This window comes from Rossellomorea marisflavi (assembly GCF_009806575.1).
GTDB classification, from domain to species: domain Bacteria; phylum Bacillota; class Bacilli; order Bacillales; family Bacillaceae_B; genus Rossellomorea; species Rossellomorea marisflavi_A.
Window position 1 is genome coordinate 640,894 of record NZ_CP047095.1, and the last position, 24,935, is coordinate 665,828.

General features: G+C 50.6%; 21 protein-coding genes and 2 pseudogenes. 15 read left to right on the top strand and 8 right to left on the bottom strand.

Annotated features, from left to right (window positions below; genetic code table 11):
* From D5E69_RS03270 to D5E69_RS03330, 13 genes and pseudogenes are all read left to right on the top strand, one after another.
* Nucleotides 1-1,553: pseudogene (locus D5E69_RS03270) on the top strand (FAD-dependent oxidoreductase).
* Between the two features lie 3 nt (nucleotides 1,554-1,556).
* Nucleotides 1,557-2,405 (top strand): sugar phosphate isomerase/epimerase family protein, encoded by an 849-nt coding sequence (locus tag D5E69_RS03275; RefSeq protein WP_048014778.1) that lies wholly within the window; start codon nucleotides 1,557-1,559, stop codon nucleotides 2,403-2,405.
* A complete protein-coding gene (locus tag D5E69_RS03280; protein ID WP_156183301.1) occupies nucleotides 2,402-3,022 on the top strand; it encodes a hypothetical protein in 621 nt (206 codons plus the stop codon). Before D5E69_RS03275 ends, D5E69_RS03280 begins: the two co-directional genes overlap by 4 nt.
* Nucleotides 3,019-3,986: pseudogene (locus D5E69_RS03285) on the top strand (Gfo/Idh/MocA family protein). Before D5E69_RS03280 ends, D5E69_RS03285 begins: the two are co-directional and overlap by 4 nt.
* A gap of 341 nt (nucleotides 3,987-4,327) precedes the next feature.
* On the top strand, nucleotides 4,328-5,557 hold the full coding sequence (locus tag D5E69_RS03290) for an MFS transporter (RefSeq protein ID WP_063191786.1): 1,230 nt from the start codon (nucleotides 4,328-4,330) through the stop codon (nucleotides 5,555-5,557).
* Between the two features lie 316 nt (nucleotides 5,558-5,873).
* Nucleotides 5,874-7,301: a proline--tRNA ligase gene (gene proS / locus D5E69_RS03295; RefSeq protein WP_063191787.1), complete on the top strand. Its 1,428-nt coding sequence runs from the start codon at nucleotides 5,874-5,876 to the stop codon at nucleotides 7,299-7,301.
* 96 nt (nucleotides 7,302-7,397) lie between these two features.
* Nucleotides 7,398-7,556 (top strand): hypothetical protein, encoded by a 159-nt coding sequence (locus D5E69_RS03300; RefSeq protein ID WP_156183302.1) that lies wholly within the window; start codon nucleotides 7,398-7,400, stop codon nucleotides 7,554-7,556.
* Between the two features lie 175 nt (nucleotides 7,557-7,731).
* On the top strand, nucleotides 7,732-8,337 hold the full coding sequence (locus D5E69_RS03305; protein ID WP_231579124.1) for a TetR/AcrR family transcriptional regulator: 606 nt from the start codon (nucleotides 7,732-7,734) through the stop codon (nucleotides 8,335-8,337).
* A gap of 4 nt (nucleotides 8,338-8,341) precedes the next feature.
* A complete protein-coding gene (locus tag D5E69_RS03310) occupies nucleotides 8,342-9,166 on the top strand; it encodes a substrate-binding periplasmic protein (RefSeq protein WP_392398071.1) in 825 nt (274 codons plus the stop codon).
* A 14-nt stretch (nucleotides 9,167-9,180) separates the two neighbouring features.
* Nucleotides 9,181-9,825: an amino acid ABC transporter permease gene (locus tag D5E69_RS03315; RefSeq protein ID WP_048006850.1), complete on the top strand. Its 645-nt coding sequence runs from the start codon at nucleotides 9,181-9,183 to the stop codon at nucleotides 9,823-9,825.
* Between the two features lie 12 nt (nucleotides 9,826-9,837).
* Nucleotides 9,838-10,578 (top strand): amino acid ABC transporter ATP-binding protein, encoded by a 741-nt coding sequence (locus tag D5E69_RS03320; protein ID WP_159129166.1) that lies wholly within the window; start codon nucleotides 9,838-9,840, stop codon nucleotides 10,576-10,578.
* Nucleotides 10,579-10,592: 14 nt separating this feature from the next.
* Nucleotides 10,593-11,015 (top strand): OsmC family protein, encoded by a 423-nt coding sequence (locus D5E69_RS03325; RefSeq protein WP_159129167.1) that lies wholly within the window; start codon nucleotides 10,593-10,595, stop codon nucleotides 11,013-11,015.
* Nucleotides 11,016-11,161: 146 nt separating this feature from the next.
* The gene (locus D5E69_RS03330; protein ID WP_231579125.1) at nucleotides 11,162-11,698 is read left to right on the top strand and encodes a GNAT family N-acetyltransferase; all 537 of its coding nucleotides are present in this window, start codon (nucleotides 11,162-11,164) and stop codon (nucleotides 11,696-11,698) included.
* 37 nt (nucleotides 11,699-11,735) lie between these two features.
* On the opposite strand, the gene D5E69_RS03335 is transcribed toward D5E69_RS03330, so the two are convergent.
* The 3 genes from D5E69_RS03335 to D5E69_RS03345 all read right to left on the bottom strand — a co-directional run bounded on the left by D5E69_RS03335 (nucleotide 11,736) and on the right by D5E69_RS03345 (nucleotide 16,497).
* On the bottom strand, nucleotides 11,736-13,412 hold the full coding sequence (locus D5E69_RS03335) for a sulfite exporter TauE/SafE family protein (protein ID WP_048012255.1): 1,677 nt from the start codon (nucleotides 13,410-13,412) through the stop codon (nucleotides 11,736-11,738).
* Between the two features lie 668 nt (nucleotides 13,413-14,080).
* Nucleotides 14,081-14,860 carry an endonuclease/exonuclease/phosphatase family protein gene (locus D5E69_RS03340; protein ID WP_048006856.1) on the bottom strand — a complete coding sequence of 260 codons (780 nt, stop codon included), beginning with the start codon at nucleotides 14,858-14,860 and terminating at the stop codon, nucleotides 14,081-14,083.
* Nucleotides 14,861-14,862: 2 nt separating this feature from the next.
* Nucleotides 14,863-16,497, bottom strand: a complete 1,635-nt coding sequence (locus tag D5E69_RS03345; protein ID WP_048006857.1) for a PTS transporter subunit IIBC — start codon at nucleotides 16,495-16,497, stop codon at nucleotides 14,863-14,865.
* 227 nt (nucleotides 16,498-16,724) lie between these two features.
* Between D5E69_RS03345 and D5E69_RS03350 the strand changes: the two genes are divergently transcribed.
* On the top strand, nucleotides 16,725-17,525 hold the full coding sequence (locus tag D5E69_RS03350; protein ID WP_048012257.1) for a class I SAM-dependent methyltransferase: 801 nt from the start codon (nucleotides 16,725-16,727) through the stop codon (nucleotides 17,523-17,525).
* 116 nt (nucleotides 17,526-17,641) lie between these two features.
* Here the strand turns inward: D5E69_RS03350 and D5E69_RS03355 are convergent, their stop codons facing one another.
* The 4 genes from D5E69_RS03355 to D5E69_RS03370 are packed head-to-tail and all read right to left on the bottom strand — an operon-like array spanning nucleotide 17,642 to nucleotide 21,528.
* Entirely contained in the window at nucleotides 17,642-18,715 is a 1,074-nt protein-coding gene (locus D5E69_RS03355; RefSeq protein WP_048006859.1) for a sulfate/molybdate ABC transporter ATP-binding protein, read from the bottom strand.
* A 15-nt stretch (nucleotides 18,716-18,730) separates the two neighbouring features.
* On the bottom strand, nucleotides 18,731-19,573 hold the full coding sequence (gene cysW, locus D5E69_RS03360) for a sulfate ABC transporter permease subunit CysW (protein WP_370296134.1): 843 nt from the start codon (nucleotides 19,571-19,573) through the stop codon (nucleotides 18,731-18,733).
* 54 nt (nucleotides 19,574-19,627) lie between these two features.
* Nucleotides 19,628-20,467 carry a sulfate ABC transporter permease subunit CysT gene (gene cysT / locus D5E69_RS03365; protein WP_159129168.1) on the bottom strand — a complete coding sequence of 280 codons (840 nt, stop codon included), beginning with the start codon at nucleotides 20,465-20,467 and terminating at the stop codon, nucleotides 19,628-19,630.
* A 23-nt stretch (nucleotides 20,468-20,490) separates the two neighbouring features.
* Nucleotides 20,491-21,528, bottom strand: a complete 1,038-nt coding sequence (locus D5E69_RS03370) for a sulfate ABC transporter substrate-binding protein (RefSeq protein ID WP_048012259.1) — start codon at nucleotides 21,526-21,528, stop codon at nucleotides 20,491-20,493.
* A gap of 379 nt (nucleotides 21,529-21,907) precedes the next feature.
* Here D5E69_RS03370 and D5E69_RS03375 point away from each other — a divergent pair, with 379 nt between their 5' ends.
* Nucleotides 21,908-22,888: a hypothetical protein gene (locus tag D5E69_RS03375; protein WP_148797097.1), complete on the top strand. Its 981-nt coding sequence runs from the start codon at nucleotides 21,908-21,910 to the stop codon at nucleotides 22,886-22,888.
* Nucleotides 22,889-22,953: 65 nt separating this feature from the next.
* On the opposite strand, the gene D5E69_RS03380 is transcribed toward D5E69_RS03375, so the two are convergent.
* Entirely contained in the window at nucleotides 22,954-24,861 is a 1,908-nt protein-coding gene (locus D5E69_RS03380; protein ID WP_148797094.1) for a heavy metal translocating P-type ATPase, read from the bottom strand.
* Nucleotides 24,862-24,935 lie beyond the last annotated feature (74 nt).

The window sequence follows — 24,935 nt, forward strand, 5'->3', positions numbered from 1 at the left end:
ATGGACGGCCATCATGTGGATCTGGCCATTATCGGAGGGGGGCTGGGCGGTGTCGCCGCGGCTCTCGCGGCATGCGAGAAAGGCCTTTCCGTCATATTGACGGAGGAGACGGAGTGGATCGGGGGGCAGGTGACGTCCCAGGGAGTCCCTCCCGATGAGCATCCCTGGATCGAGGAATTCGGGGCGACCGGGAGATACAAGCTATATCGGCGGAAAGTACGAGACGCATATCGAAGGATCATGAAGGTGGTGGATGATGATAAGGCCCTTAACCCCGGCAACGGCCTCGTAAGTGCCATTTGCCATGACCCCCGCGTGACGCTTCACGTCCTTCAGGAGTTGCTCCTTCCTTTTCAGCTGACGGGACATCTGACGGTTTTGGTGAACGCGACACCGGTCAAGGTCGAGAAGCAGGGAAGGAGGGTCGAGAAGGTCTGGATAAGTTCCGGCGGTCGGCTGACCGGGATTGAAGCCCCTTATTACATTGACGCGACGGAAACGGGAGACCTTCTGCCCCTGGCGGAGATTTCGTACGTGACGGGTGCTGAATCCAAGGAGGATACGGGCGAACCGCATGCGTTGGAGGAAGCGGATCCGTTGGATATCCAGGCGTTCACCTACGTGCTGGGCATGGAGTACCGGGAAGGCGGGTACCATGTTATCCCCGAGCCCGACATGTATACATTTTGGCGCGACTTTCAGCCCGGGATCTGGCCGGATAAGCTCCTCAGCTTCTTCGCTCCCCACCCCATTACGAAGGAGAAGCGTGCCTACTCCCTCTTTGACGGAGGGATGGGGTTCCCCTTTGGGCCTACCGGCGCATCCTGGATCCATCTTTGTTCCGGTTGAAGGACGGGATAGGGGAGGTCACCTTGATGAACTGGCCCCAGAACGATTATTTTCTCGGTAATGTATACGATGTGAACAAAGCGGAAAAGGAAAAAAACCTTTATCAGGCCAAGCAGCTGAGTCTATCCCTCCTGTATTGGCTACAGACGGAAGCGCCCAGGGAGGATGGGGGGAGAGGGTATCCGGGACTCAAACTCAGGAAGGACCTGTTCATGACAGAAGACGGGCTGGCGAAGGCTCCCTATATCAGGGAATCAAGAAGGATCAAAGCCGAATATACGGTCGTGGAGCAGGATGTATCACCGGACTTTGGCACAGGGCCGACAGGAACGAGGTTCCCCGATAGGGTCGGGGTCGGTTCCTACAGCATCGACCTGCACCCGAGCATGAAAGGGAGGACGTACCTGGATATCAAGGCTCTGCCGTTTTATATCCCTTTCGGGGCCCTGATTCCGAAGGACACCGACAACCTCCTGGCAGGATGCAAGAACATCGGTACCACCCATATTACAAATGGTTGCTTTCGACTGCATCCTGTGGAGTGGAATATCGGGGAGGCTGGCGGGGCAGCCGTCGCATTCTGCCTCAAGCATGATCTGAATCCGCGACAGTTGAGGGAACATCGGATGGATCAGTTTCAGGATGTCTTGCGGCAGGATGGATTTGAACTGGAATGGCCTTGGCCAAACAATAAGGAGGAATGAGCGATGAAAGTAAGCGTGAGCATGTACAGTCTGGCGTCCACCATCAAGCAGGAGGGATGGTCGGTCGCCGATTTCATCCACTATGCCAAAAAGATCTCCCTGGATGGGGTGGAACTCCTCGACTTCTATTGGAAGGGGGAGGATCCGTCATCCGAGATCATAGAAGCGAAGGAAGCTCTCCATGACACGGGTCTAGTGGTCTCCGCTTATGATGTAAGCAATAATTTCGTCAAGGAGTCCGAAGAAGAACGGGCAGCGGAGGTGGAAAAGATCCTGAAGGGGATTTCCGTCGCGAAGGAGTTCGGAACGGATATCGTCCGGGTATTCTGCGGTGACCTTCACGGAGCACTTACGTATGAGGATGGGCAACAATGGATCATTGACGGTCTTAAGGCTTGTGCTCCAAAGGCGGAAGCGGCAGGTGTCACATTGGCAATCGAGAATCATGGGCTGCTTGCAGGAAAAAGCAGGCAGGTGGAAGACATCATCAAGAATGTGGACAGTCCATGGGTGAAATCGACCTTTGATACAGGGAATTTCCTCCTTGTACATGAAGAGCCGCAGCTTGCCTTCGATCGCCTGAAACGTGAAATCGTCCACGTCCATTTCAAGGACTTCAGGGAAAAGGAAGAGGGGGACGGACCGGGATTCAAATCGACACAGGGAGTGGAGCTCGTAGGCACGGTGCCAGGTGATGGCCAGGTTGACTTATCCTACATCGTTGACGGATTGAAACAGGAAGGATATGAAGGCTGGTTATCCATTGAGTACGAAGGTCACGACGATGCGAGGGAAGCCAATGAGGAAGCGGTTAGGCGCCTGCGCCATCTCCTGGTCAGGGAGGGGGCATGATGAAACATCTCGTCTATGGTGATACGGGGAGGATCCTTGCCCATGAAAATCTCCTGAGGGAAGAAGATGCTGTCCTATGTGCGATTGGGGGCATGGTCCCCGAAAATGCAGGACCCTTGTATGTTCCCGAGCGGGTCGCATCTTCTTTTCCAGAAGGGGAAGTGAAAGTCTACTTCGATCTGGAGGTGCAGTCCTTTTTCGGGAAGATGGTCGAAGAGGTAAAGGGCGGAAGTGAAAAAGGTGTCTTCCGACTGAGGAGGAAGGGGCCGTACGAACGTGAGATCATGGCCTCTGATCTCTTCGTCCTGTCAGGGATTTTCGGGGAGCCGGATGAGGTCAGGCTGAAAACAAGGAAGCTAGGAAGTGTCAGCCATGAGATTGCCATGGTCCGTTTCGGTGGGGTCATGTCCCATCTGGAATATACGCGTTCCAACGCACCCGAATCCCTCGAGGTGGAATGGAGCGGAATCAAGCAGATTGTCGAGTTTGATTGTGCGGGAATGGATGGGAAGCTTACGTATTCACTGGAGCGGATCCTGGAACATGCAAAGAATCGGCAGGATGCCGGGAAGTACGAGGCCTATCTTGAATTGGTGAAGGGAGGTGTGGAAGCGTGAAAATCGGGATCATGAGTTTTGCCCACATGCATGCATACAGCTATGCTTCCAGCCTGCAAAAGATGAAGGGTGTGTCCGTCGCCGGTGTCTTCGATGAGGACGAAGACCGGGGTAGAAAAGCAGCCGGATCATACGGTACAGTCTATTATCCGGATCAAACGGACTTTTTGGCACAGGAGATGGAGGCCGTCATCATATGCAGCGAGAACAGCCGGCATAAGGACATGGTGTTGGATGCAGCAAAGGCAGGGAAGCATATCCTGTGTGAAAAACCGATTGCGACCACCCTGGAGGACGCACAGGCCATGATCGATGCCTGCGAGGAGAATGGCGTCATCCTTCAGGTGGCCTTCCCCGTCCGCTTCAGCAGGCCGATGATGGAACTGAAGGAGAGGGTGGACCGGGGAGAGATTGGAGAGATCGTTGCGTTCAGGTCAACCAATCGCGGTCAGAATCCCGGAGGATGGTTCATTGACCCCGCCCGTTCAGGAGGAGGAGCCGTGCTCGATCATACGGTTCATATGGTGGATATCATGCGCTGGCTCACGGGTAAGGAAGTCAAAGAAGTCGATGCCATGGTGGATTCTTTCTTTCATGATATCGAGATCGACGACGCGGGCATCATGACCCTGGAGTTTGAAGGAGGCATCATGGCGACCCATGATGCGAGCTGGTCGCGGTTCGACCGCTATCCGACATGGGGGACGCCACCCTTGAAGTGATCGGGACCAAGAAGACGATCAAGGCCGATGCGTTCAAGGAACATTACCGTTTGTTCAGTGACGGGCCGATGCAGCATGTGTTTGTGGGAGAAGATATGGATGAAGCGCTCATCCGTGATTTCGTGGATTGTATCAGGAAAGGAAGAAAGCCGTCCATCACAGGGGTTGATGGCTTGAAGGCAGTGGAAGTCGCCATGGCCGCTTACCGATCCAGCGAAGCGAAAAGAGCCGTCACCCTGTAAAAAAACAGTTTACTTCTTTTTCCACCCGTGCTATGATACTGGAAATTACATGCGATGATGAGAAGAGTAGCTTCCATGACCTTCAGACAGAGAGCCCCGGCAGCTGAAAAGGGGAAGGAGGAACGGGAGTGAAGCAAGCCTCTGAGCAGTGCATCGGAACCAGCCGGGGATGGTGTGACAGGAGCTCCTGTTATAGAGCTAGGGTATAGACTTGTACCCGAAAAGGTCGGTATGGCGACATATCGATGAACTGGGGTGGCACCGCGATGACAGACTCGCCCCAAGACCAAACGTCTTGGGGTGGGTTTTTTTCGTTTTTACTACGAATCGCGGGAGGAAGAATGATGAATAAGTGGAAAGACCCAGCCATCCTGTTAACGGGAATCGGCATAGCGAATATCGGCGACTGGATTTACCTCATCGCCCTGAATCTGATCGTCCTCAATGAAACACAGTCACCGATGGCCGTGGTGCTACTCTACCTATTAAAGCCGGCGGCCGGCATGGTGGTGAATGCGTGGTCGGGAAGTCTCATCGACCGGGTGAATAAGCGGAACCTGATGATCATCCTCGATTTTTCACGGGCTGTTTCAATTATTGTAGTGGTGCTAATGCCAATGTCCATTGCCATGTATGCGGTGGTGTTCTTCATCAATATGATGAGCGCTGTGTTTCATCCGGCAAGCAGGACGTATATGACCCAGCTGATCCCGAAGGCCAGCCGTCAACGCTTCAACGCCCTGAAAGGACTCATCGGATCGGGAGCCTTCATCATGGGACCGGCCGTCGCAGGCTTGCTCTTTCAACTCGGAACGCCTCACTTGTCCCTGTTCGTGACGGCAGCAGCCCTGTGCGGGTCGGGTCTTATCACCCTGCTATTGCCTAACCTTGAACGGGAGGCTCTGGCCGATGCCGACATCGGCCGATTTTCCTTATCGGCTGTGCGGGAAGATTGGAAGCTGGTGAGCACTTATACGAAACGGCATGCATCGATCATGCTCATTTACTTCCTGTTCAGTTGCCTGCTTGTCATGACCGCGGCCGTCGATTCCCTGGAAGCGGCTTTCGCGAAGCAGGTGCTCCATCTGTCCGACAGCACGTATGGATATATGGTCAGCATCGCAGGCGCCGGCTTCATCCTCGGCTCCATCGTGAATACGGCATTTGCCCATCGCCTGTCTTATATGAAGCTCATGGGAGGTGGGGGAGTCGCCGTCGCTGCAGGGTATCTCCTGTATGCGTCTTCTGACACCATGGTGTGGGCGGCCACTGGCTTTGCCTTCCTATCCTTCGCCCTCGCATTTGCAAGCACGGGTTTTGAGACGTTTTTCCAAGAGAAGATCCCGGTGAAGATGATGGGGAGGATCGCGAGCATCTATGGACTGGCAGAGGGTGCCCTCGTACTGATTATGACCATCTCCATCGGAATTGGCGCAGAATTCGTGTCCATCCGGTGGGCCGTTTGCGCAGGTGCTATCATCATGCTCATCACGTCAATCCTGCTCCTCCTGTCCATCCGTCGGGAAAGCAGCCCGGCCACGTATGAAATCCACAGGACCGGGATAGAATGATGAACAATTCATTGACACCCAAGAAGAATCTCTATATAATCATCTAAAATATCTAAATGTTGAAACATTGATGGGGATCAGTAGTGAACATCGTGTCCATTCAGAGAGGGAGCCGCGTGGTGAGAAGCTCCTATGGAAAACATTCGTGAACCTGCCCTTGAGTTCTGGTAACCCCAGCGGTTCGATACCGTTATCATGCATGATGAGAGTAAAGCCTTGCTTTGAATTAGGGTGGTCCCGCCAGGAATGGTCCCTAATGAGAAGCGGGGCTTTTTTTGTTTCACTGGAATTCATTTTAATAAGGATGGTGTCAATTATGGCAAAGCAATTCGTACAAAATGTCACAGGCATGGATGAGGATTTCGCCCAATGGTACACGGACGTCGTGACCAAGGCTGAACTCATCGACTATTCAAGCGTAAGGGGCTCCATGATCATCCGCCCCTATGGATATGCCATTTGGGAAAATATCAAGGATGCCCTCGACGGGAAGATCAAGGAGACGGGGCATGAGAATGTCTATATGCCGCTCTTCATTCCGGAAAGTCTGCTCCAGAGGGAAAAGGATCATATCGAAGGCTTCGCTCCAGAAGTAGCTTGGGTGACCCACGGCGGAGAAGAGGAGCTTGCCGAAAGACTGTGTGTCAGACCGACATCGGAGGTCCTTTTCGGGGAGCACTACAAAAACATCATCCACTCGTATCGAGACCTTCCAAAGCTGTATAACCAGTGGGCGAATGTCGTGCGCTGGGAAAAGACGACTCGTCCGTTCCTGAGGACACTCGAATTCCTTTGGCAGGAAGGGCACACCTGTCATGAAACCGATGAAGACGCCCTGGGGGAAACGATCAAGATGCTCGACGTGTATGCAGATATCTGCGAGAACATGCTGGCGATTCCGGTCATCAAAGGACAGAAGACAGAAAAGGAAAAGTTCGCCGGTGCAAAATTCACCTATACGATCGAAAGCCTCATGCATGACGGGAAGGCCCTCCAATCCGGTACCTCCCATCATCTCGGCGACGGCTTTGCCAAAGCATTTGGCATCCAGTTCACCGATCGTGACGGAAAGCTTCAGTACGTCCAGCAAACGTCATGGGGCTTCACGACAAGGATCATCGGCGCCATGATCATGGTGCACGGAGACGACAGGGGGCTCGTCCTGCCACCGAAGATCGCGCCGACTCAAGTGATGATCGTGCCGATCGCCCAGCACAAAGAAGGAGTCCTCGATTTCGCCTATGATATGAAGAGGCGCCTATCCTCCGTCGCACGGGTGGGGATCGACGCGAGCGACAAGAAACCGGGTTGGAAGTTCAATGAGTATGAAATGAAGGGGATTCCGCTTCGATTGGAAGCCGGACCTCGTGATATCGAAAATGGGCACGTCATCCTGGTCCGCAGGGACACAGGGGAAAAAGTGACGGTATCCATCGACGGAATCGAAGAGACCATCACGGCTCTCCTCCATGACATCCAGGAGAACCTGCTCAAAAAAGCCACTGTGCATCGTGAAGAAAAAACGAGCACAGCGGTCACCTTCGAAGAGTTCAAGTCTCAAATCGATCAAGGTGGATTCATCAAAGCGATGTGGTGCGGAGAGGAAGCATGCGAGAACAAGATCAAGGAAGCAACCACCGCCACCAGCCGCTGCATCCCGTTCGAACAGGAGAAGGTAGCCGACACCTGTGTGTGCTGCGGGAAGGAAGCGCGGGACATGGTGTACTGGGCAAAGGCGTACTAATTCCCCCCGAACATTCGCCCTATTTTTCTTTTCTTTTTCCATCATCGTCTTTTCTTACCATTCTCGACATAGAGTTTGGTAAAGGGGGGACAACTTATGGATATTGAAATCATGATTGTTGTGCTGCTCGCCGTTGCAGTCGTTACGCTGTTCCTTATCCTATTCAAAGTAAGCCGGATCCTTGAGCGGCTTGAGGAGAATACGCTCCTTGGAGAAGATGACCTCGAGGAGGAGCAGGAAGAGTGGCATGGATAATAAGAATATCAGTAGACACTAGATGCGACCGGGTATTTGCCCGGTCGCATTTTTTGTTCAAGTTCATATTGATTTTTTAATCCCGATTATTTAGATAAGAATTGTTGACTAAAAAGAATTCATGTACTAATATATCTATTGACTGACTAGTCAATCAGTAAAGGGGATGACTGCTATGACGGGAAAAGAGCCTGATCGAAGAGAGGAAATCATGAAGGTTGCATTGGAGTTGTTTGCTGAAAAGGGATATCATAGGACGAAAATCTCGGACATGGTAAACCGGGCCGGTGTTGCCCAAGGCACATTCTATTGGTACTTCAAGAGCAAGGCTGCCATTGCGACTGAAATTATCCAAAGTGGAGAAGAACGCCTGTTGGAAGTTGTCTCAAAAGGATATCGTCAGGTTCCCGGTACGGTACAGGATGCAGTATCAGCCTCACGCTCATTATTCAATGAACTTTTTCAATTTTCAAAGGATAATCGTCATCTCATGGAGCTTCTGCTGAAAGGGATGGACACGGAAGAAACGGTGAAAGAAGCCGTATTGAAAGCAAGAAGAAGGTTGGAAGAGGGATTTCGACAGAATATAACAAGGGCCATGGAACTCGGGATTTTGCCCGTCAATGACCCAACCCTGCAAGCGGCACTGTTGACAAGCCTGCTTGAAGGGATGCTTGAGCGCTGGCTGTTCTCTGAACACTCTGATTTAACAGGGAAAACAGCAGACGAGATGGCAAGGGAACTTGTAAGGTTTGAGTTTTTTGGATTACTAGGAATTTAAAGGAGTGTTCAACATGAAAAAATCACGATTGCTGGTTATGTTAGCCGTACTTATGACAGTGGCTTCCATCCTGAGTGCCTGTGGATCAAAAGCGGAAGAAGGCGCTATGGAAAAGATTAAGGAAGAGGGGACGATCCGGGTGGGTCTTATGGGAACCTATCAGCCTTACAACTTCCTGAATGATAACAAGGAAATGGACGGATTTGATGCAGACATTGCAAAAGAAGTAGCAAAACGCCTTGACGTGAAAGTGAAATTTGTCACTCAGGACTTCTCCGGTATGATCGCGGGACTGAAAGCAGATAAATTTGACGTGGTCATCAGCCAGATGACGATCACCGATGAACGTAAGAAGCAGATGGCATTCTCTGATCCGTATATCACCAACAGTGTCAAAGTCATCGTAAAAGAGGACGATAAGGATATTCAATCAGTAGATGATTTCAAAGGCCGAGATATCGGTGTAGGTTTGGGAACCAACGATGAAACGTACCTTCGCACGGAGCTTCTTCCGAAAGTGGGGGACTTCACGATCAAGACGTATGATGATGTATTCACTTCTTTGAAAGACCTGGATGCAGGCAGGATCGATGCTACGATCAACAACATGTATGCACTAAAACCGATTGTCGAAAAGAATGGATTTAACATCAAAGCAGTAGGAGAACCGATTAAATCCGACCAGGCGGGTATTGCGGCAAAAAAAGGAAACGAAGACATTATTAAAGCGATTAATCCGATCCTTGCTGATATGAAGAAAGACGGAACATATAACGAAATCTTTAAAAAATGGTTTGGTGAAGAACCGGAAGACCAACCAGCCAGCTGAAAGGAATCAATCTAATGGATCTTGTCATTGCTAATCTCCCATTCTTGTTAAAGGGAGCGTATTATACACTTCTGATCACGGTTGTATCCATGTTCTTCGGCTCAATCATCGCCGTGGTCACGGCCATTGCGAGATTGAAAGGGAACCGTCCGGTAAGATGGTTGGCAAGGGCGTATGTATCCATCATCCGAGGGACGCCCACTCTTGTACAAATCATCGTGGTCTACTATGGTCTTGTTGATTACGGTATTAACCTGAAACCGCTGACGGCTGCCTACATCGCATTGAGCATCAGCATAGGTGCTTATCTCTCCGAGACGTTGCGCGGGGCATTGCAATCTGTTCCAAAAGGACAGACCGAAGCTGCCTATGCATCGGGAATGACTCCATTTCAAACCATGAGGCGGATCATCCTGCCTCAGGCAATCAGGGTGGCGATCCCGCCTGCTGGCAATACCTTTATCGGCATGCTGAAGGAGACGTCCCTCGTATCCGTGATCACGGTCACAGAGCTACTCCGATCTTCTCAACTGCTGATAGCTCAGTATTATGTATATATGCCATTCTATTTGTCGATTGCTCTCATGTACTGGATCATGAGCACTGGATTTTCATTTTTATTGGAGAGAGTCGAGAAGCGACTATCAATCTATGTATAAGTTGGGGATAGCATGATAACAACAGATAAATTATCAAAACACTTTGGATCACTTGAAGTGCTGAAGGATATCGATTTAGAAATCAACAGGGGTGAAGTGGTGACGATCCTTGGTCCAAGTGGATCAGGGAAGAGCACCCTTCTCCGTTGCCTGAACGGACTGGAAGAGTTGACTTCCGGGACCATGAGCGTCTGTGGTTTCACCGTGAGCAGCCAGCAAGATAAACGGGAGAAGCGCAACCGGATTCGCGATATCCGCCTTCATAGCGGGATGGTCTTCCAGCAGTTCAATCTTTACCCGCATAAAACCGCGCTTCAAAACGTCATCGAAGCATTGCTCATGGTGAAAAAAACACCGAAAGACGAGGCCGTCAAAAGAGGAGAGACCCTTTTGAGCCGTGTTGGCCTGATTGATAAGAAGGACGTCTATCCTTCCAGGCTGTCTGGTGGTCAACAGCAGCGGGTCGCCATCGCAAGGGCGCTTGCCATGGAACCCGATGTCATGTTCTTCGATGAGCCGACTTCAGCATTGGATCCGGAATTGGTGGATGAAGTATTGAGCGTCATGAAGGAACTAGCCAAAGAGGGGATGACGATGGTCATCGTCACCCATGAAATGAATTTCGCCCGCGAAGTGGCGGACCGCATTGTGTTCATGGCGGACGGTAAGATCGTAGAAGAAAATGCTCCAGATCGTTTCTTCACCGATCCGATGACAGAACGGGCCAAGAAATTCTTGAAGATTAGATCATAATAGGAGTGTTTAAAATGAAAGTACAAACCACATGGCACGGAAAACGGGCGTTTACAGCCGTCGGTCAATCAGGGTACGAAATCAAGATGGATGCAACGGAAGCTTACGGTGGGGACAGCAATGGCGTTACCCCGACCGAAATGCTACTTGCCTCACTTGCGGGATGCATCGGGATCGATGTAACCATGATCCTGAAACCCCATCTTTCTAAAATCAATCGTCTTGAGATCGAAACGGACGGTGCGAGGAAAGAAGAATTGCCTAAAGGCTTTACCTCTATTGTGGTCACATTCTCCATCGACGGTGATATTGATGCTAAGAAAGTATGGAGAGCCATCAAACTGGGTAAGGAAAAATATTGTGCTGTTTCTGATACGCTCAAAGCAGATATCAGCTTTGTGTTGGTCCTTAACGGGGAACCTGCCCCACAAGTTTAAAAATGGAATGCCCCGAACCTCTGGTTCAGGGCATCTTTTTTATCTTGAAATTGCTCAGTTCGTTATCATAACCCGGAAATTCTCAATAACATTTGTAGTATAATAGTATCCAAAAGAGGGGTGATGGGATGACGGGACCACATTTAATGGCAGAAACAGAACGCTTGGTGATCCGACCCTTCACCCGATGGGATTATGGGAACTGGCTGCAGTCACATCTCGATCGCCTGCCATCTCAGCATAAGTATGATGCCGGGTATCAGGATATGTCGGGATGCACGGAGCAGTGGTTCGCGGAGATGATCGGCAAACAGGATGAGATGATGGCGAAGGATGAGGTCTATATCTTCGGGGTTTTCCTGAAAGCGACGGGAGTGATGGTCGGCACCGTCGACGTCTCGACTCTCATGAGGTACAACTTCAATTGGGGAAGGATCGGCTATGTGCTCCATAATCAACACTGGCAGAAGGGATTCGGGAAAGAATCCGTGGCAGCTACACTGCGACTGGCGTTTACCAAAATCGGCTACCACCGGATCGAAGCCCACATCGACCTTGACAATATCCCGTCCATCTCCCTGGTGGAAAGCGTCGGCATGACATACGAATGCACGAGGAAGGGGTTCATCTATGAGCGGGGGATGTGGCAGGATCAGCTCGTTTATTATCAGAATGCAGAATAAGAAAAGCCGATGGGGCGTGCCCATCGGCTTTCGTGTTTTACAGTCCCTCAATCGTGAGGTCTTTCACCGGAAGGAATTCCTCCTCGGTATCGCTATACGTAATCTTGACCGTATCGTTTTCCCTCAGGTAGATGGCAAGAGGGCTGATTTCAGACGAAACGATATAGTTCTTGCCGTTCTCCAATAGGAAGGAAACGACCGTGTAATCTCCGGATTTTTCTTTGTACACCCGGACTACTTTGCCGGAATCCTGTTTCTCTTCAGCCTTGGAGTTGTTATTCAGGCTTCCGGATCCTTTTTGAAGGGCGGTTTTGTACATTTTCAGCGCCTGGTTCGGTGTATCGGCGTACACGGCGATTTCCGGGTTCGCTGCGGAGACGATGAAATAGTTCTGCAGGAATCCATTGGAATCGAGTACAGGTGTCAACCAGCTTGCTTCACCATAGAAGTTATAAAGAACCGGCATCTTGCCGTCCCATTTCTTCTCGATGAATCGCTTCTGGATGATCTGCAGGGCGCCTTGTGAATCCATATACGATTCTTCCAGGTTCCCGGTATAGTAGGTAGCCTCCCCGGTACGGGCATTGGTCATGGAATACCCAAGCATGGAGTCTACGCCTTCTTTAGGAGACGTGAAGTCTGTGAAGTAGTACATATCGCCGTCTTTGTTGAAGACCGGCGTGACATTCGCTTCCGTTCCTTCATCGGATGGCAGCTTCACGTCGGATTTTCCGAACTTGCTGTTCCAGAATCCTTTTACAAAGTTACCGAAGTAGCTGTTTTGAAGGCTGACGGTCTCGGGTGAGATGGCTCCGTCAATGAATGCAGGGATATCCTTGATCGGATAAGCTTTCGTATCACCAGTCAATGCATCCACCAGGACGACCCCTTCCGCGTCAAAACCGTTACGGGCAGAGATGAAGGTTCCGTATGTCCGGATGTAGAAAGGTTTCCCTTCGTCGTTCACTTCAAGCTGCACATCACCGTAGAAAATCTTCTTCGGATACTTCATGCGGATATGGCGCTCGATGTTTTCATTCAGATAAGAAGAAGGGGTGTATTTCATTTCCTGCTTCATGAATTTAGGATTGGCGGTGGAGTCCGTTGCACTCAGCATGAAGTACCCCGGTGTTTTGTCACCTTTCACCCATTTCCAGAAGTCCGAGAATTCGACTGGGGCGATATAAACGTAGTCCCCGTTGACCTTCTGGATCTGCAGATTACCGAGTTCATAGTAGCTTGTATTCGGGACTTGACCGAATGCTTTTTTCATTTTATTCCGGGCGAATTGAGGCGGAACGCTTGCCGGTGTTTCCGTCTCGTCGAATGCCTGGATTTCGGTCTTCGTCTCCATATCGGCGGATTCGTACTTCTCGTCCGCGTTGAACAGGAAGGCGCTGAGGAAATAGACACCGACTACAAGGCCAGCAAGGACGAGGACTCCTTTGATCATGCGCTCTTTACCGTAGGATAGTGATGCTCCGGCGATGGCGGCTATGATGAAGAGGATCCAGACGCTGGTAAAGTTCTGGTCAAGGTTGGTCAAGTAGTAGAACAGGAATGTCGCGACGATGGCGATGATGAGGGTGGCACCGAACACTTTGGCGAATGACGGGTAGCCCTCTTTCTTTTTCATTTTCATGGCACTCATTGGGACGATCAGAATGGTGGCTGCAAGGCCGATGATGAGTGAGAATAATAGGATATTGCCCATGTTGTTCCCCTTTCTAGGTTCTTTGGTTGAGTCTATTGTATATACGGGCGAGGCTGGGTGGAAGTTTCATTGTGATCATTTTTGTTCACTATGGTTGCATTATTGGTTGCTCCTATATTTTTGATGAATGTGTCGTGTGAAATGGATTGTTCCGTTCCGCTGCGGGTGGTCGCTTTCCGCGGGTCGGTCGATGAGCCTCCTCGTGCCTGCGGGGTCTCATCTTCCCGACTATCCGCAGGAGTCGACCGCCCTTCGCTGCACTGCACTGTTGGATGGTTGATGGGGAACATTTGCAACTGTACCTCTGATTAGGCAGGCACATATAAGCAAAATATATGGTAATCGCCTTTGCTACACAGAATCTACTTGGACAGATAATGAGACCCCCTTTCAGCCGTTCAATCTATTTAGGAATGAGATGAGGTTCTACATAATCCGGTAAGATTCATTGGAAACCTATCAATCATCAAAGAGTGAAGTGCAACGGAGGCCGCCCGACTCTTATGGGAGTAGCGGGCAGGGTGAGACCCTGCAGGCTTGCCGAAGCGGCTCACCGCACGCCCCATGGAAAGAGGGCGGCCGCAGTGGAACGAAACGGACTTACCCCTACCAATCTCCCAATTAAAATAAAAAAAGAGAATGCCCATCATCAGGACATTCTCTAATATTCACCAATCCAGTTCCACTTCAACCCCGTAGTGGTCGGAAATGATCGGGCGGTTGGTTCCATTGAAGATGACAGCGGAAGATTGGACGTTGATCTTGCGGCTGGAGAGGATGAGGTCGATCCTCAAGCCTCTATCATTCCCGTCCCATCCGGCAATATCGCCTTGGATGGTAGTGCCTTCGTCTCGCTTTTGGGCAAGATGGAAGGTGTCCCACAGCCCTTTTTTCATAAGATAGTCATAGCCTTCACCACGTGTGTCGGCATCGTTGTTGAAGTCACCCATGAGGAAGAAGGGTTCGGCTGCCTTTTCAAAGAGACGGTCAGCCTGGCTCATGAATGGTTCCTCTTCATCCTGCCACCATCCAAGATGGCAGGAGTAGAAGGTGACCTTTTCATCGTGAACGGGGATGGTGATCCCGATGATTTTACGGGTTTTCCAGTTGGCAGGATCTTCATCACTTGAAACATGGAATCGGTGCTCTTCCAGAATGGGATGCCGGGTCAGAATCGCTGCGCCTTCTTCAAAGCGGTCATACCCGACATGGGCATAGTCCCAAATGAATGAGTATCCGGTGACCCCGCGTTTGTTCAACTCTTGGAGGAGGATCAGAGCAAAGTTGTCTTTTTTGATAAACGCTTCCTCTTCGGAAATGAGCTGATTGACCTCCTGCAGGGAGATGACGTCGTACTCTATTTCCGCGATGGTATCGGCAAGGATTCCGAGTTTATCCCACTGATTGTCTTCAAGCCAGGAGTGGCAGTTGAGGGTGAGGAGCTTCATCCTTACGCCCCCAGCATATCCTGGATATCGGATTTGATGACATCGGCTTTCGGTCCGTAGATGGCCTGGACGCCTTTGTCCTTTGTGATAAGGCCGAGGGCCCCGTTTGCTTTCCATTCCTGTTCTGAACCGACCAGGCTAGGGTCTTTTACGGTGACACGAAGGCGCGTCATGCACGCATCCACGTCGACGATGTTGCTTTCGCCTCCGAGTAGTGCGACTACTTTCGGAGCGACGGAATCTTTTTTGACTGTACCTTGAGCCTGAGTGGCATCATCCTCGATATAGTTGCCGTTTCGTCCTGGTGTAGGGAAGTTGAAGCGTTTGATCAGGAAGTTCGCCACGCCGAAGTTCAGTCCGAAGAATACGAGACAGGCGATGAAGAAATTCACAAGGTCGAGCCAGAGTCCGGCTTTCACGATCATCGGCGTCCTGGTGAGGAGCTCGATGAATCCGAAGGAGTGGACACGGATGTGGATCAAATCCACGATGGCAAAGGCAAGTCCTGTCATGATAGCGTATACCACATAAAGAAGCGGAGCAGCGAACATGAACATGAATTCGATTGGCTCTGTGACACCTGTCAGGAATACAGCAAGTCCTGCAGATAGGAACATGGATTTGTACTTTTTCTTCTTATCTTTATCCACATTGCGGTACATGGCATAGGCGATACCGATGAGGGATGCAGTGGACAGGATCATCTGACCGACTTTGAAACGGGCCGGTGTTACGTCGCCAAGAAGCTGTTTGTAGCTTGCTGTGTCTCCGGCGGATAGGAAGTTGTTCAAATCGGCGATCCAAGCGAGCCACAGCGGGTCTTGACCTGCGACCGTAGATCCTTGGCCTGAGCCTGTAAGGATGGTGTATGTCCCGCCAAGCTCTGTGTAGTTCATCGGCACGGTGAGCATATGGTGAAGACCGAAAGGAAGCAGCAGACGCTCGAGTGCCCCGAAGATGAATGGAGCAACGATCGGTGCCGTATCCCGTGATGTGGCGATCCATTGACCGAAGTCATTCAGGAGACCCTGGATGAACGGCCAGACGATGGACATGACGATAGCGGTTACAATGGAACCCGCAATCACGACGAACGGTACGAAACGCTTTCCGTTGAAGAAAGAAAGGGCATCCGGAAGTTTGTCATAATTATAGAATCGGTTGAAGAGGTTGGCTCCCAGGAAACCGGAAATGATTCCGACGAATACGCCCATATTGAGGGCAGGTGCCCCGAGGACCGAAGTGAAATAGTCGGAAACGACGAGCGTCTGACCGAACAGGGACGAAATCGTCGCTTCAGGATCCGCAAGCATATCGGCATTGACGCCGAAGATGGCACCGGTGATCCGGTTGATCAATACGAAGGCGATAAGGGCAGCGAAAGCACCGCCGGCACGCTCTTTCGCCCACGATCCCCCTATGGCGACGGCGAAGAGGATATGCAGGTTGGTGATGATTCCCCATCCGATGTCCTCAAGTACTCTTGCAATCGTTTGCACTAAAACCAAGTCTCCGCCCGTCATGCCGATCAGCTTCCCGATGGAGATCATGATTCCGGCAGCCGGCATGACGGCCACTACGACGAGAAGGGCCTTACCGAACTTCTGCCAGAAATCAAAAGACAATAAATTCTTCATTTGTACTTCCTCCCTATGTGTGCGTTTTCATTTTAAAGCACGATCTTTCTATTCTGTTAAGCATGGCTTTCGCTATAAAAAGATACAAAAGTGTAAACGGTTAATGCAACCGTTTGCATTAATATAGCATTATTGTAAGATATCTTTTTGAGGAAAGCAATAGAAAGTTTAAAAGACGTGTATTATCATTAGAAATAGTAACATAGAAAAAAATGGGAGGGATGTTGGTGAACCAGAAAGACATGAGCCAGATTAACGAGACAGGGTGGAATTGGCATGCTTATGATGCGTGGGTCAACCGGCATGGTGTTCCGGCAGAATATGCTGAGAAGATTAAACATAACCCTCGGAAATCCGTTGAATATTACCTGAACTATATGAACGGAATTAAAGGAAGAAAGATTGTGAATCTACTTGGTTCAAAAGGAAACAAGGCAGTTTCATTTGCTCTCCTTGGAGCGGATGTGACGGTAGTCGATCTTTCAAAGGATAATGCACGATATGCATCGGAGTTGGCGGCGGCAGCCGGAGTCGAGGTAACCTATATCATTTCTGATGTCCTAAACATTCCTGAACCTCAAACAATCTCGGACGCGGACTACATTCTTTTGGAGTTGGGCGTGTTGCATTATTTCCTTGATCTTGACCCATTGTTCGAGCTGATACATGAGGGGTTGAAGAAGGGAGGACGATTCATCCTGCGGGATTATCATCCGATGGTGTCGAAAGTATTGAGGGCAAAGGATGGGATGATGGCGGTTGAGGGGGATTACTTTGACCGCGACATGAAAGAAGTTGATGTGGCCTATTCAATCCACCTACCCGAAGAACAAAAAAAGTCCCTCCCAAAAAATACAATCAGAAGGTGGACACTGGGGGAAGTTATCACGTCATTGGTGAGGGCAGGTCTTACAATCCAGCACTTGGAAGAAGAAGCAGGAATCAGATGGGCCTTTCCGGAAGGAACCCCGGAAGGATTTGAGGAAAAGATGCCGGGATTATTCACATTGATTGCGGATAAAAAGTAAGGGAGGGGACTGATGCGGTAGCGAAAGAGACAGGACTTCCTCCAGCACATGTCGGCTCCCTGTGTACATAAACAAATGTCCATTACCTAGACGGATCAGGTAATGGACATTTGTTTTTAGATAACATAATCTTCCGGTGTAAATACCTTCAGATGTCTTGGCTTGATATAAACCGATTCTCCGACTTTGAGGGAGAGATCGCGGAATCGCTCTTTTGTGATTTCCGCTTCCACATATTCGTCGGTATCGGCCCGGATCAGCTCGATGCGGACGACGGCTCCAACGATGTGGAGGTGGTTGACGGTGGCCCGAACGGTTTCGTCACCCTGGATCTCTTTGCTGATGGTGAGGTCATGGGGGCGAACGTAAGCGGACGCTTCACTCCCTCCCGAATGGGTGAGGTCCGGTGTGTTCAAAACGAGATCACCGTGGACGAGGGTCCCTTCATGAAGGCGACCCTTGAAGATATTGACGCTTCCAAGGAAGTCGTAGACAAAGGGCGTCTGGGGATTCTCGTATACCTCGATGGGAGTACCGATCTGTTCGATGCGTCCCTGGTTCATGACGACGATTTTATCGGCTACATCCAGTGCCTCTTCTTGGTCGTGGGTGACGAAGATACTGGATATCTGGAATTCATCGTGAAGGCGCCGAAGCCATCTTCGCAGTTCTTTCCGCACTTTGGCATCGAGGGCCCCAAATGGTTCATCGAGTAAGAGGACCTTCGGCTCGACGGCAAGTGCTCTTGCGAGGGCGACGCGCTGTCTTTGACCGCCTGACAGCTGGGAAGGGTAGCGGTCTGCCAGTGACCCCAGTTTCACAAGGTCGAGGAGTTCATGGACTTTTTCTTTAATGATCTTGCGGGATGGACGTTCCTTCCTCGGTTTTACCTTCAACCCGTAGGCGACGTTTTCAAAGACGGTCATATGCCTGAAAAGGGCATAATGCTGGAAGACAAATCCGACTCCACGTTCTTTGGCCGTGATGGAGGTGATGTCTTTATGGTCGAATCGGATCGAGCCATGGTCGGGGGCTTCGAGTCCTGCGATGATCCGGAGGAGGGATGTCTTCCCCGAGCCCGATGGACCAAGGAGGGCCACCAGTTCTCCAGTTTGGATATCTAGGTTGATATCCGAAAGGGCCTGGAACGTCCCGAATGATTTTGACACGTGATCGATGACTATGCTCATAGTATTCCCTCTCTATCAATGGACATGGACGTCCGTTTGTTTTTTGCCCTTCCACTCAAGGAAGCTTTTGATGACAAGTGTGATAATGGCCATGATGGACATCAGGGACGCGACGGCGAATGCGGCCGCAAATTGGTATTCCCCGTACAGAATTTCGATATGGAGGGGCATGGTGTTCGTGAGCCCCCTGATATGCCCCGATACGACGGATACGGCACCGAATTCTCCTATCGCCCTGGCGTTTGCGAGGATCATCCCGTAAAGCAGGGCCCATTTGATATTCGGCAGGGTGACGTGGAGGAAGGTTTTCCAACCCCCTGCACCGAGTGTGATGGACGCCTCCTCTTCAGATGTTCCCTGTGCCTGCATCAGCGGAATCAGCTCCCGGGCAACGAAGGGGACGGTGACAAACAATGTGGCGAGGATGATACCCGGGACGGCAAAGACGATCTTGATATCATGCTCAAACAGCCAGTCACCGAATACCCCCTGTGCTCCGAAAAGCAGAACGAAGATGAGTCCCGCGATGATCGGGGAGATGGCAAAAGGCAGATCGATGAGCGTAATGAGGATGTTCTTGCCCCTGAACTGAAACTTTGTGATCGCCCAGGCGGCTGCGATGCCAAACAGGGCATTCACAGGGACAGAGATGACGGCTACGAGCAGGGTCAGCCTGATGGCTGACAAGGCTTCTGGCTGCGTGATGGCTGCCATGTATACGTCCAACCCTTTATCGAATGCCTGAAGGAAGACCGTAATGAGAGGCAGGATCAGGAACAGACCCAGGAACAGGAGGGCAATCGTGATGAGCAGCCATTTCACCCATTTGGGATCGGTCGTTCCTTTTGCCTGAATAATTGGAGTGTTTGAGCGTTCTATTGGCAGGTGACCCGACAAAGCGGTCCCTCCTTTCTAACCGTGAATGAATTTGCGATTGGTCCACCATTGAATCAAGTTGATGACCAGCAGTAAAAGAAAAGACGTCACCAGCATCACCGTGGCGATGGCAGTGGCCCCGGAATAATCAAACTGTTCGAGCTTCGTCAGGATGATCAGGGGCGTGATCTCCGTCTTAAATGGCATATTGCCTGCGATGAATACGACAGAACCATATTCCCCAAGGGATCTGGCGAAGGCAAGGGTGAAGCCTGCCAGGGCCGCAGGGAGAAGCTCAGGGAAGATGACCTTCCTGAACGTCTGGAGGCGGCTTGCCCCCAGGGAAGAGGAGGCTTCCTCCACTTCCTTTTCTAGATTTTGAAGGACGGGCTGGACCATCCTTACCACGAATGGAAGCCCGATGAAGATCAATGCAATCACGACACCGATCGGAGTATATGCGACCTTGAATCCAAGGAGGCTGCCGATCCATCCGTTTGGAGCGTAGACCGTCGTCAGGGCGATTCCAGCTACGGCTGTAGGGAGGGCAAATGGCAGATCGACGAGTCCATCGATGATTTTCTTGCCCGGAAAGCGGTAGCGGACAAGGACCCATGCAAGAAGGACGCCGAACGCCACGTTGATGAGGGCGGCGGCCAAGGAGGCTCCGAAGCTCAGCTTATAGGAAGCCACCACCCTTGGATCCAACACGGTATCGGCGAACTCGGTCCACCCCATCCTGGCGGTGTAGAAAAAGATCATGGAAAGGGGAAGGAGTACAAGGATGCTCAGGTAGAGCGTCGTGTACCCCATTGTCAGACCGAATCCAGGTAATACATTATGGTGTTTGGTTGAGCGGATTTTTCCTCTAATCATGTGATCACCTGTTACCTTTCGTGCTATTCAGCGTAGATTTCGTCGAATGTTCCCCCATCATTGAAGTGGGTTTCCTGTGCTTTTTGCCAGCCACCGAATGCATCATCCACAGTCACCAGCTCGATATCGGCAAATTTGTCGGCATACTCCTTCAACACTTCAGGATCACGCGGCCTGTAGTAATTTTCAGCGGCAATTTTCTGACCGGTCTCTGTATAGAGATACTCAAGATAGGCCTTAGCGACTTTGGCTGTGCCTTTCTTCTCGGCAATCTTATCCACGACGGCTACAGGTGGTTCGGCAAGGATGCTGAGTGTTGGATTCACGATTTCGAACTCATCCTTCCCAAGCTCGTTGATGGAGAGGTATGCTTCATTCTCCCAGGCAATCAGCACGTCACCCAGTCCCCGTTGAACGAAGGAGTTCGTCGCGTCACGTGCGCCTGAATCCAGGACCTCGACGTTTTTAAATAGATCCCTCATATATCCCTTGATTTTCTTCTCATCACCGTTGAATGTCTTGTCTGCATAGGACCATGCTGCGAGGTAATTCCATCTCGCTCCTCCCGATGTCTTCGGGTTCGGTGTGATGACGGATACGTCGTCACGGATCAGATCATCCCAGTCCTGGATGTTCTTTGGATTCCCTTTCCGTACCAGGAATACGATGGTGGACGTATAAGGGGTGGAATTGTCTTCAAGCTTCGACTGCCAGTCTTCTGAAATGATGCCGCGTTTCGCCGCAATTTCATCAATGTCATAGGCGAGGGCGAGGGTGACGACATCCGCTTCCAATCCATCAATGACAGATCGTGCCTGTTTTCCTGAACCTCCATGGGACTGCTGGATGGTGACCTTCTGTCCTGTCTCTTCTTCCCAGTGCTTGGCGAATTCCTTATTGAATTCCTGATAAAGCTCCCTTGTCGGATCATAGGATACGTTCAGTAATTCCACAGCTTCTTTTGAATCGTTCCCTTTTTTACTGGTGGTCTCGCCCTGACTGCAGCCTGAAGCATAAAATACAAGAGCTACGATGATTCCAATCAATGCATTTTTAACCATGTGAGTTCCCCCTCGTTTATTGTTTTTTTTATCAAAAAAAGACCGCGCTATGTGTAATAAGCGGCGGCCTTCAGTTTGTCTGATCAGCACTGGGATATTCTAATTTAAACTAATCATATTCACTTAATCGGAATTAGTTCCATGATTTTTTCATTACAGAAGATGAAAAACAAGAAAGCCCCAGTCATGTGTTTCGACTAGGGCCTTTGGTTGTCCAATCGGCAGTATTCTGATTAGATATAAGATATCTTACTATTCCGATAAAGTCAATTGGTTTTTGGGAGAAATATAGAGGATGAGAGATTTTATTGAGTAATACAATTTTGATGTTAATAAAGATAAGAAGAGGGGATATAGGTAAAAAAAGGAGGCTTTTCAGGTGAATAAAATGGTGAGAATCGCAGGAGTGGTTTTCATGGCATTCCTTCTGACAGGTTGTCAAAGCACTGAAAAGGATGAAGCAGACACAGATGTCAAGCAGGTGGATGAGAGGGCCAAGGAAGAAGATAAAGTGACTGAACAGATGGATACGGAGAACGATGAAGAAGAAGCAAAAGGCGAGGGTGCCCCCTACGAAACAGTGAACGTGCCCCCCGATTACTTCATTGAAACCGACAACTATGATACAGGCCGAGAATTCTTGACGATATTCACAATCAAACGGGATGACAAAAGGGATCAGAGCAGGGAAGAGCGTCTGACAGCTTCTCTTATGGAGAATGATCCATCGGAACAAAAGATCCTTGAATCTTACACCAAGCTGACGGTCGATGGGGCAAACCTTAAGGTGGATTTCCAAGAGGATGGAAACCTTCTTTCTGCCACCTCTGCGCAGCATAAGATGTTTTATGATTCGCTGATCGGGATCAGTCATCTTTATGGCATTGAGGAGATCACGTTTGTCAATCCGGAAGGTGAAGAGAAGATCATGGTAGCCGAACGGATGGTGGATGCCCCGATCGTGGTGGAAGACGAAAGGGGGAACTCACAAGGGTACTACACCATCTATGATAAAGAAGGGAAGCAAACATGGTTCATTCCAACAGGTGAGTTGAATGAAGGGGCTGGCGGAGAGCCATTGTCCTTCCAGGAAACCATCGAGATGATGCAGACCGTTGATCAAGAGGACGCGTTTTACGCATCAGCCATAACAGAAGGGCTGGAAGTAAAGGAGGTTTCTCTTAAAGACGGTCTTGCGATTGTCCACTATACGATGGACGAAGAGGAAGTATCAGCATCTGACCGCATCGTCTTTGAGAATGCCATGCAGCTTGCAGCCCTTGACTTCGATGCGACAGAACTCCAGTTGGTGAACGAGACGAAGCGTCAGGGCAAAACATTTCCGTTCAAAGAACAGTAAACAAGCAACATAGAAAGACCTCAGCCGGTGAGTACATTCTCCGGCTGAGGTCTTTTTGGATGTGATTATGAACGAAGCAATCGCAACCCGTTCAAGATCACCAGGATCGTACTGCCTTCATGGCCGATGACCCCATATGGAAGATCGAGGACTTGAAGGAAATTGGACGCGATCAGGAGCATGATGACGGATATGGAGAAGACGACGTTCTGCTGGACGATACGCTTCATGCGCTTTGACAGCTTGATGGCTTCTGCGATCCGGGTCAGATCGTTTTTCATCAGGACGACATCGGCTGTCTCCAAGGCGACATCTGTTCCTTCACCCATGGCGATTCCGACGTTGGCTGTGGCAAGGGCAGGCGCGTCGTTGATTCCGTCACCGACCATGGCGACGGTCCCGAAGTCCTGTTTCAGAAGCTTGAGTTCATCCACCTTGGTTTCAGGAAGGCATTCAGCAATGAAAGATGAGACGCCTGATTCCTGTGCAATGGCACGGGCGGTCTTCTCATTATCCCCGGTGAGCATGATCGTTTCAACGCCTTCATCGGCAAGGAGCTTCAGGGCGTCAACGGTTTCCTTTCGTACAACGTCCTTCAACGCGATGAGGGCGATGATGACACCGTCACGCTCGACGAATACCGTCGTCTTTCCTTCAGACGCCAAGCTTTCATACCTGCCATCCATGAAATCGGATGCAGCGGTGCCCATGAAATCGGCCTTTCCGATCTTCCATTCGGAGCCGTCCATGACGGCCTTGACTCCCCAGCCCGAGATGTCTTCAAGAGAATCGGGTTGGGTAAGCTGGATCCCTCCGCTGCGGGCGTGCTTGACGATGGCCTGTGCGAGGGGGTGATTCGACTGATTCTCGATGGAAGCGACCACTTGAAGGGTGTCTGCTTCATCTTCAGAAGTCAGGAAGTCTGTGACGACCGGTTTTCCTCTTGTCAACGTCCCGGTCTTGTCGAATGCGATGGCTTTCAGATTGCTCAGGTTCTCCAGATGTGCTCCGCCTTTGAAAAGGATTCCGTGGCGTGCCCCGTTGGAGATGGCAGAGAGGCTCGCCGGCATGATCGACGCCACCAGGGCGCACGGTGAAGCGACGACGAGGAGCACCATTGCACGGTAGAAGGTCTCATTCCAGCTCCACCCCAATGCGAAGTGGGGAAGGAACATCATCAGGACCACGACGGCAAGGACAACCTTGACGTAGGTCCCTTCAAACCGTTCGATGAACAATTGGGAAGGCGACTTTTCCGACTGGGCCGATTGGACGAGATCGATGATTTTTTGGAACAGGGTCTCACTGCTCGGTTTTGTCATTTTGACCGTGATGGCTCCGTTGATGTTCACGGTTCCGGCATACACTTCATCATCCGCTGATTTGGTGACAGGGACCGCTTCTCCCGAAATGGCGGCCTCGTCAATGGAGGTGCTGCCTTTGACGACCATCCCGTCCGTCGGTACGCGCTCGCCCGGTTTGATGAGGATCAGATCCCCGATATCAAGGGAGCTGACCTGCACCTTCTTCTCACCGGTCTCTGTGATGAGCCAGGCTTCTTCAGGCTGTAGCTCCATAAGGGCTGAGATCTCCTTCTGGCTCTTGTTCATCGTGTACGTTTCCAGGGCTCCGCTCACCGCGAAGATGAAGATCAGGATCGCGCCTTCTGTCCAGTAACCGATGATGGCTGAGCCGACGGCAGCGAAGATCATGAGCATCTCCACGTTCAATTCTTTGTTTTCGATGGTCTCCTCGATTCCTTCCTTCGCCTTGGCGAAACCGCCGATGATGAATGCGAGAAGATAGAAGATGATGCTCAGGGAGGACTCATCCTTCGAGAAGAGCCAGCCGAGGAGAATGAAGACCCCGCTGACAAGGGCGGCAATCAGTTCGGCATGGGGTTTGATCTTTTCAAGGAATGGGAGCTTGCTGCCGGTACTCCCCAGGCTTAGCGCTTTGGACTGTGAACTCATAGTGGATTCCTCCTCTAGTGTGATGGAACTAATTGATAAAGAATGGTTCTCAATGAGAATAATAATCAACATCA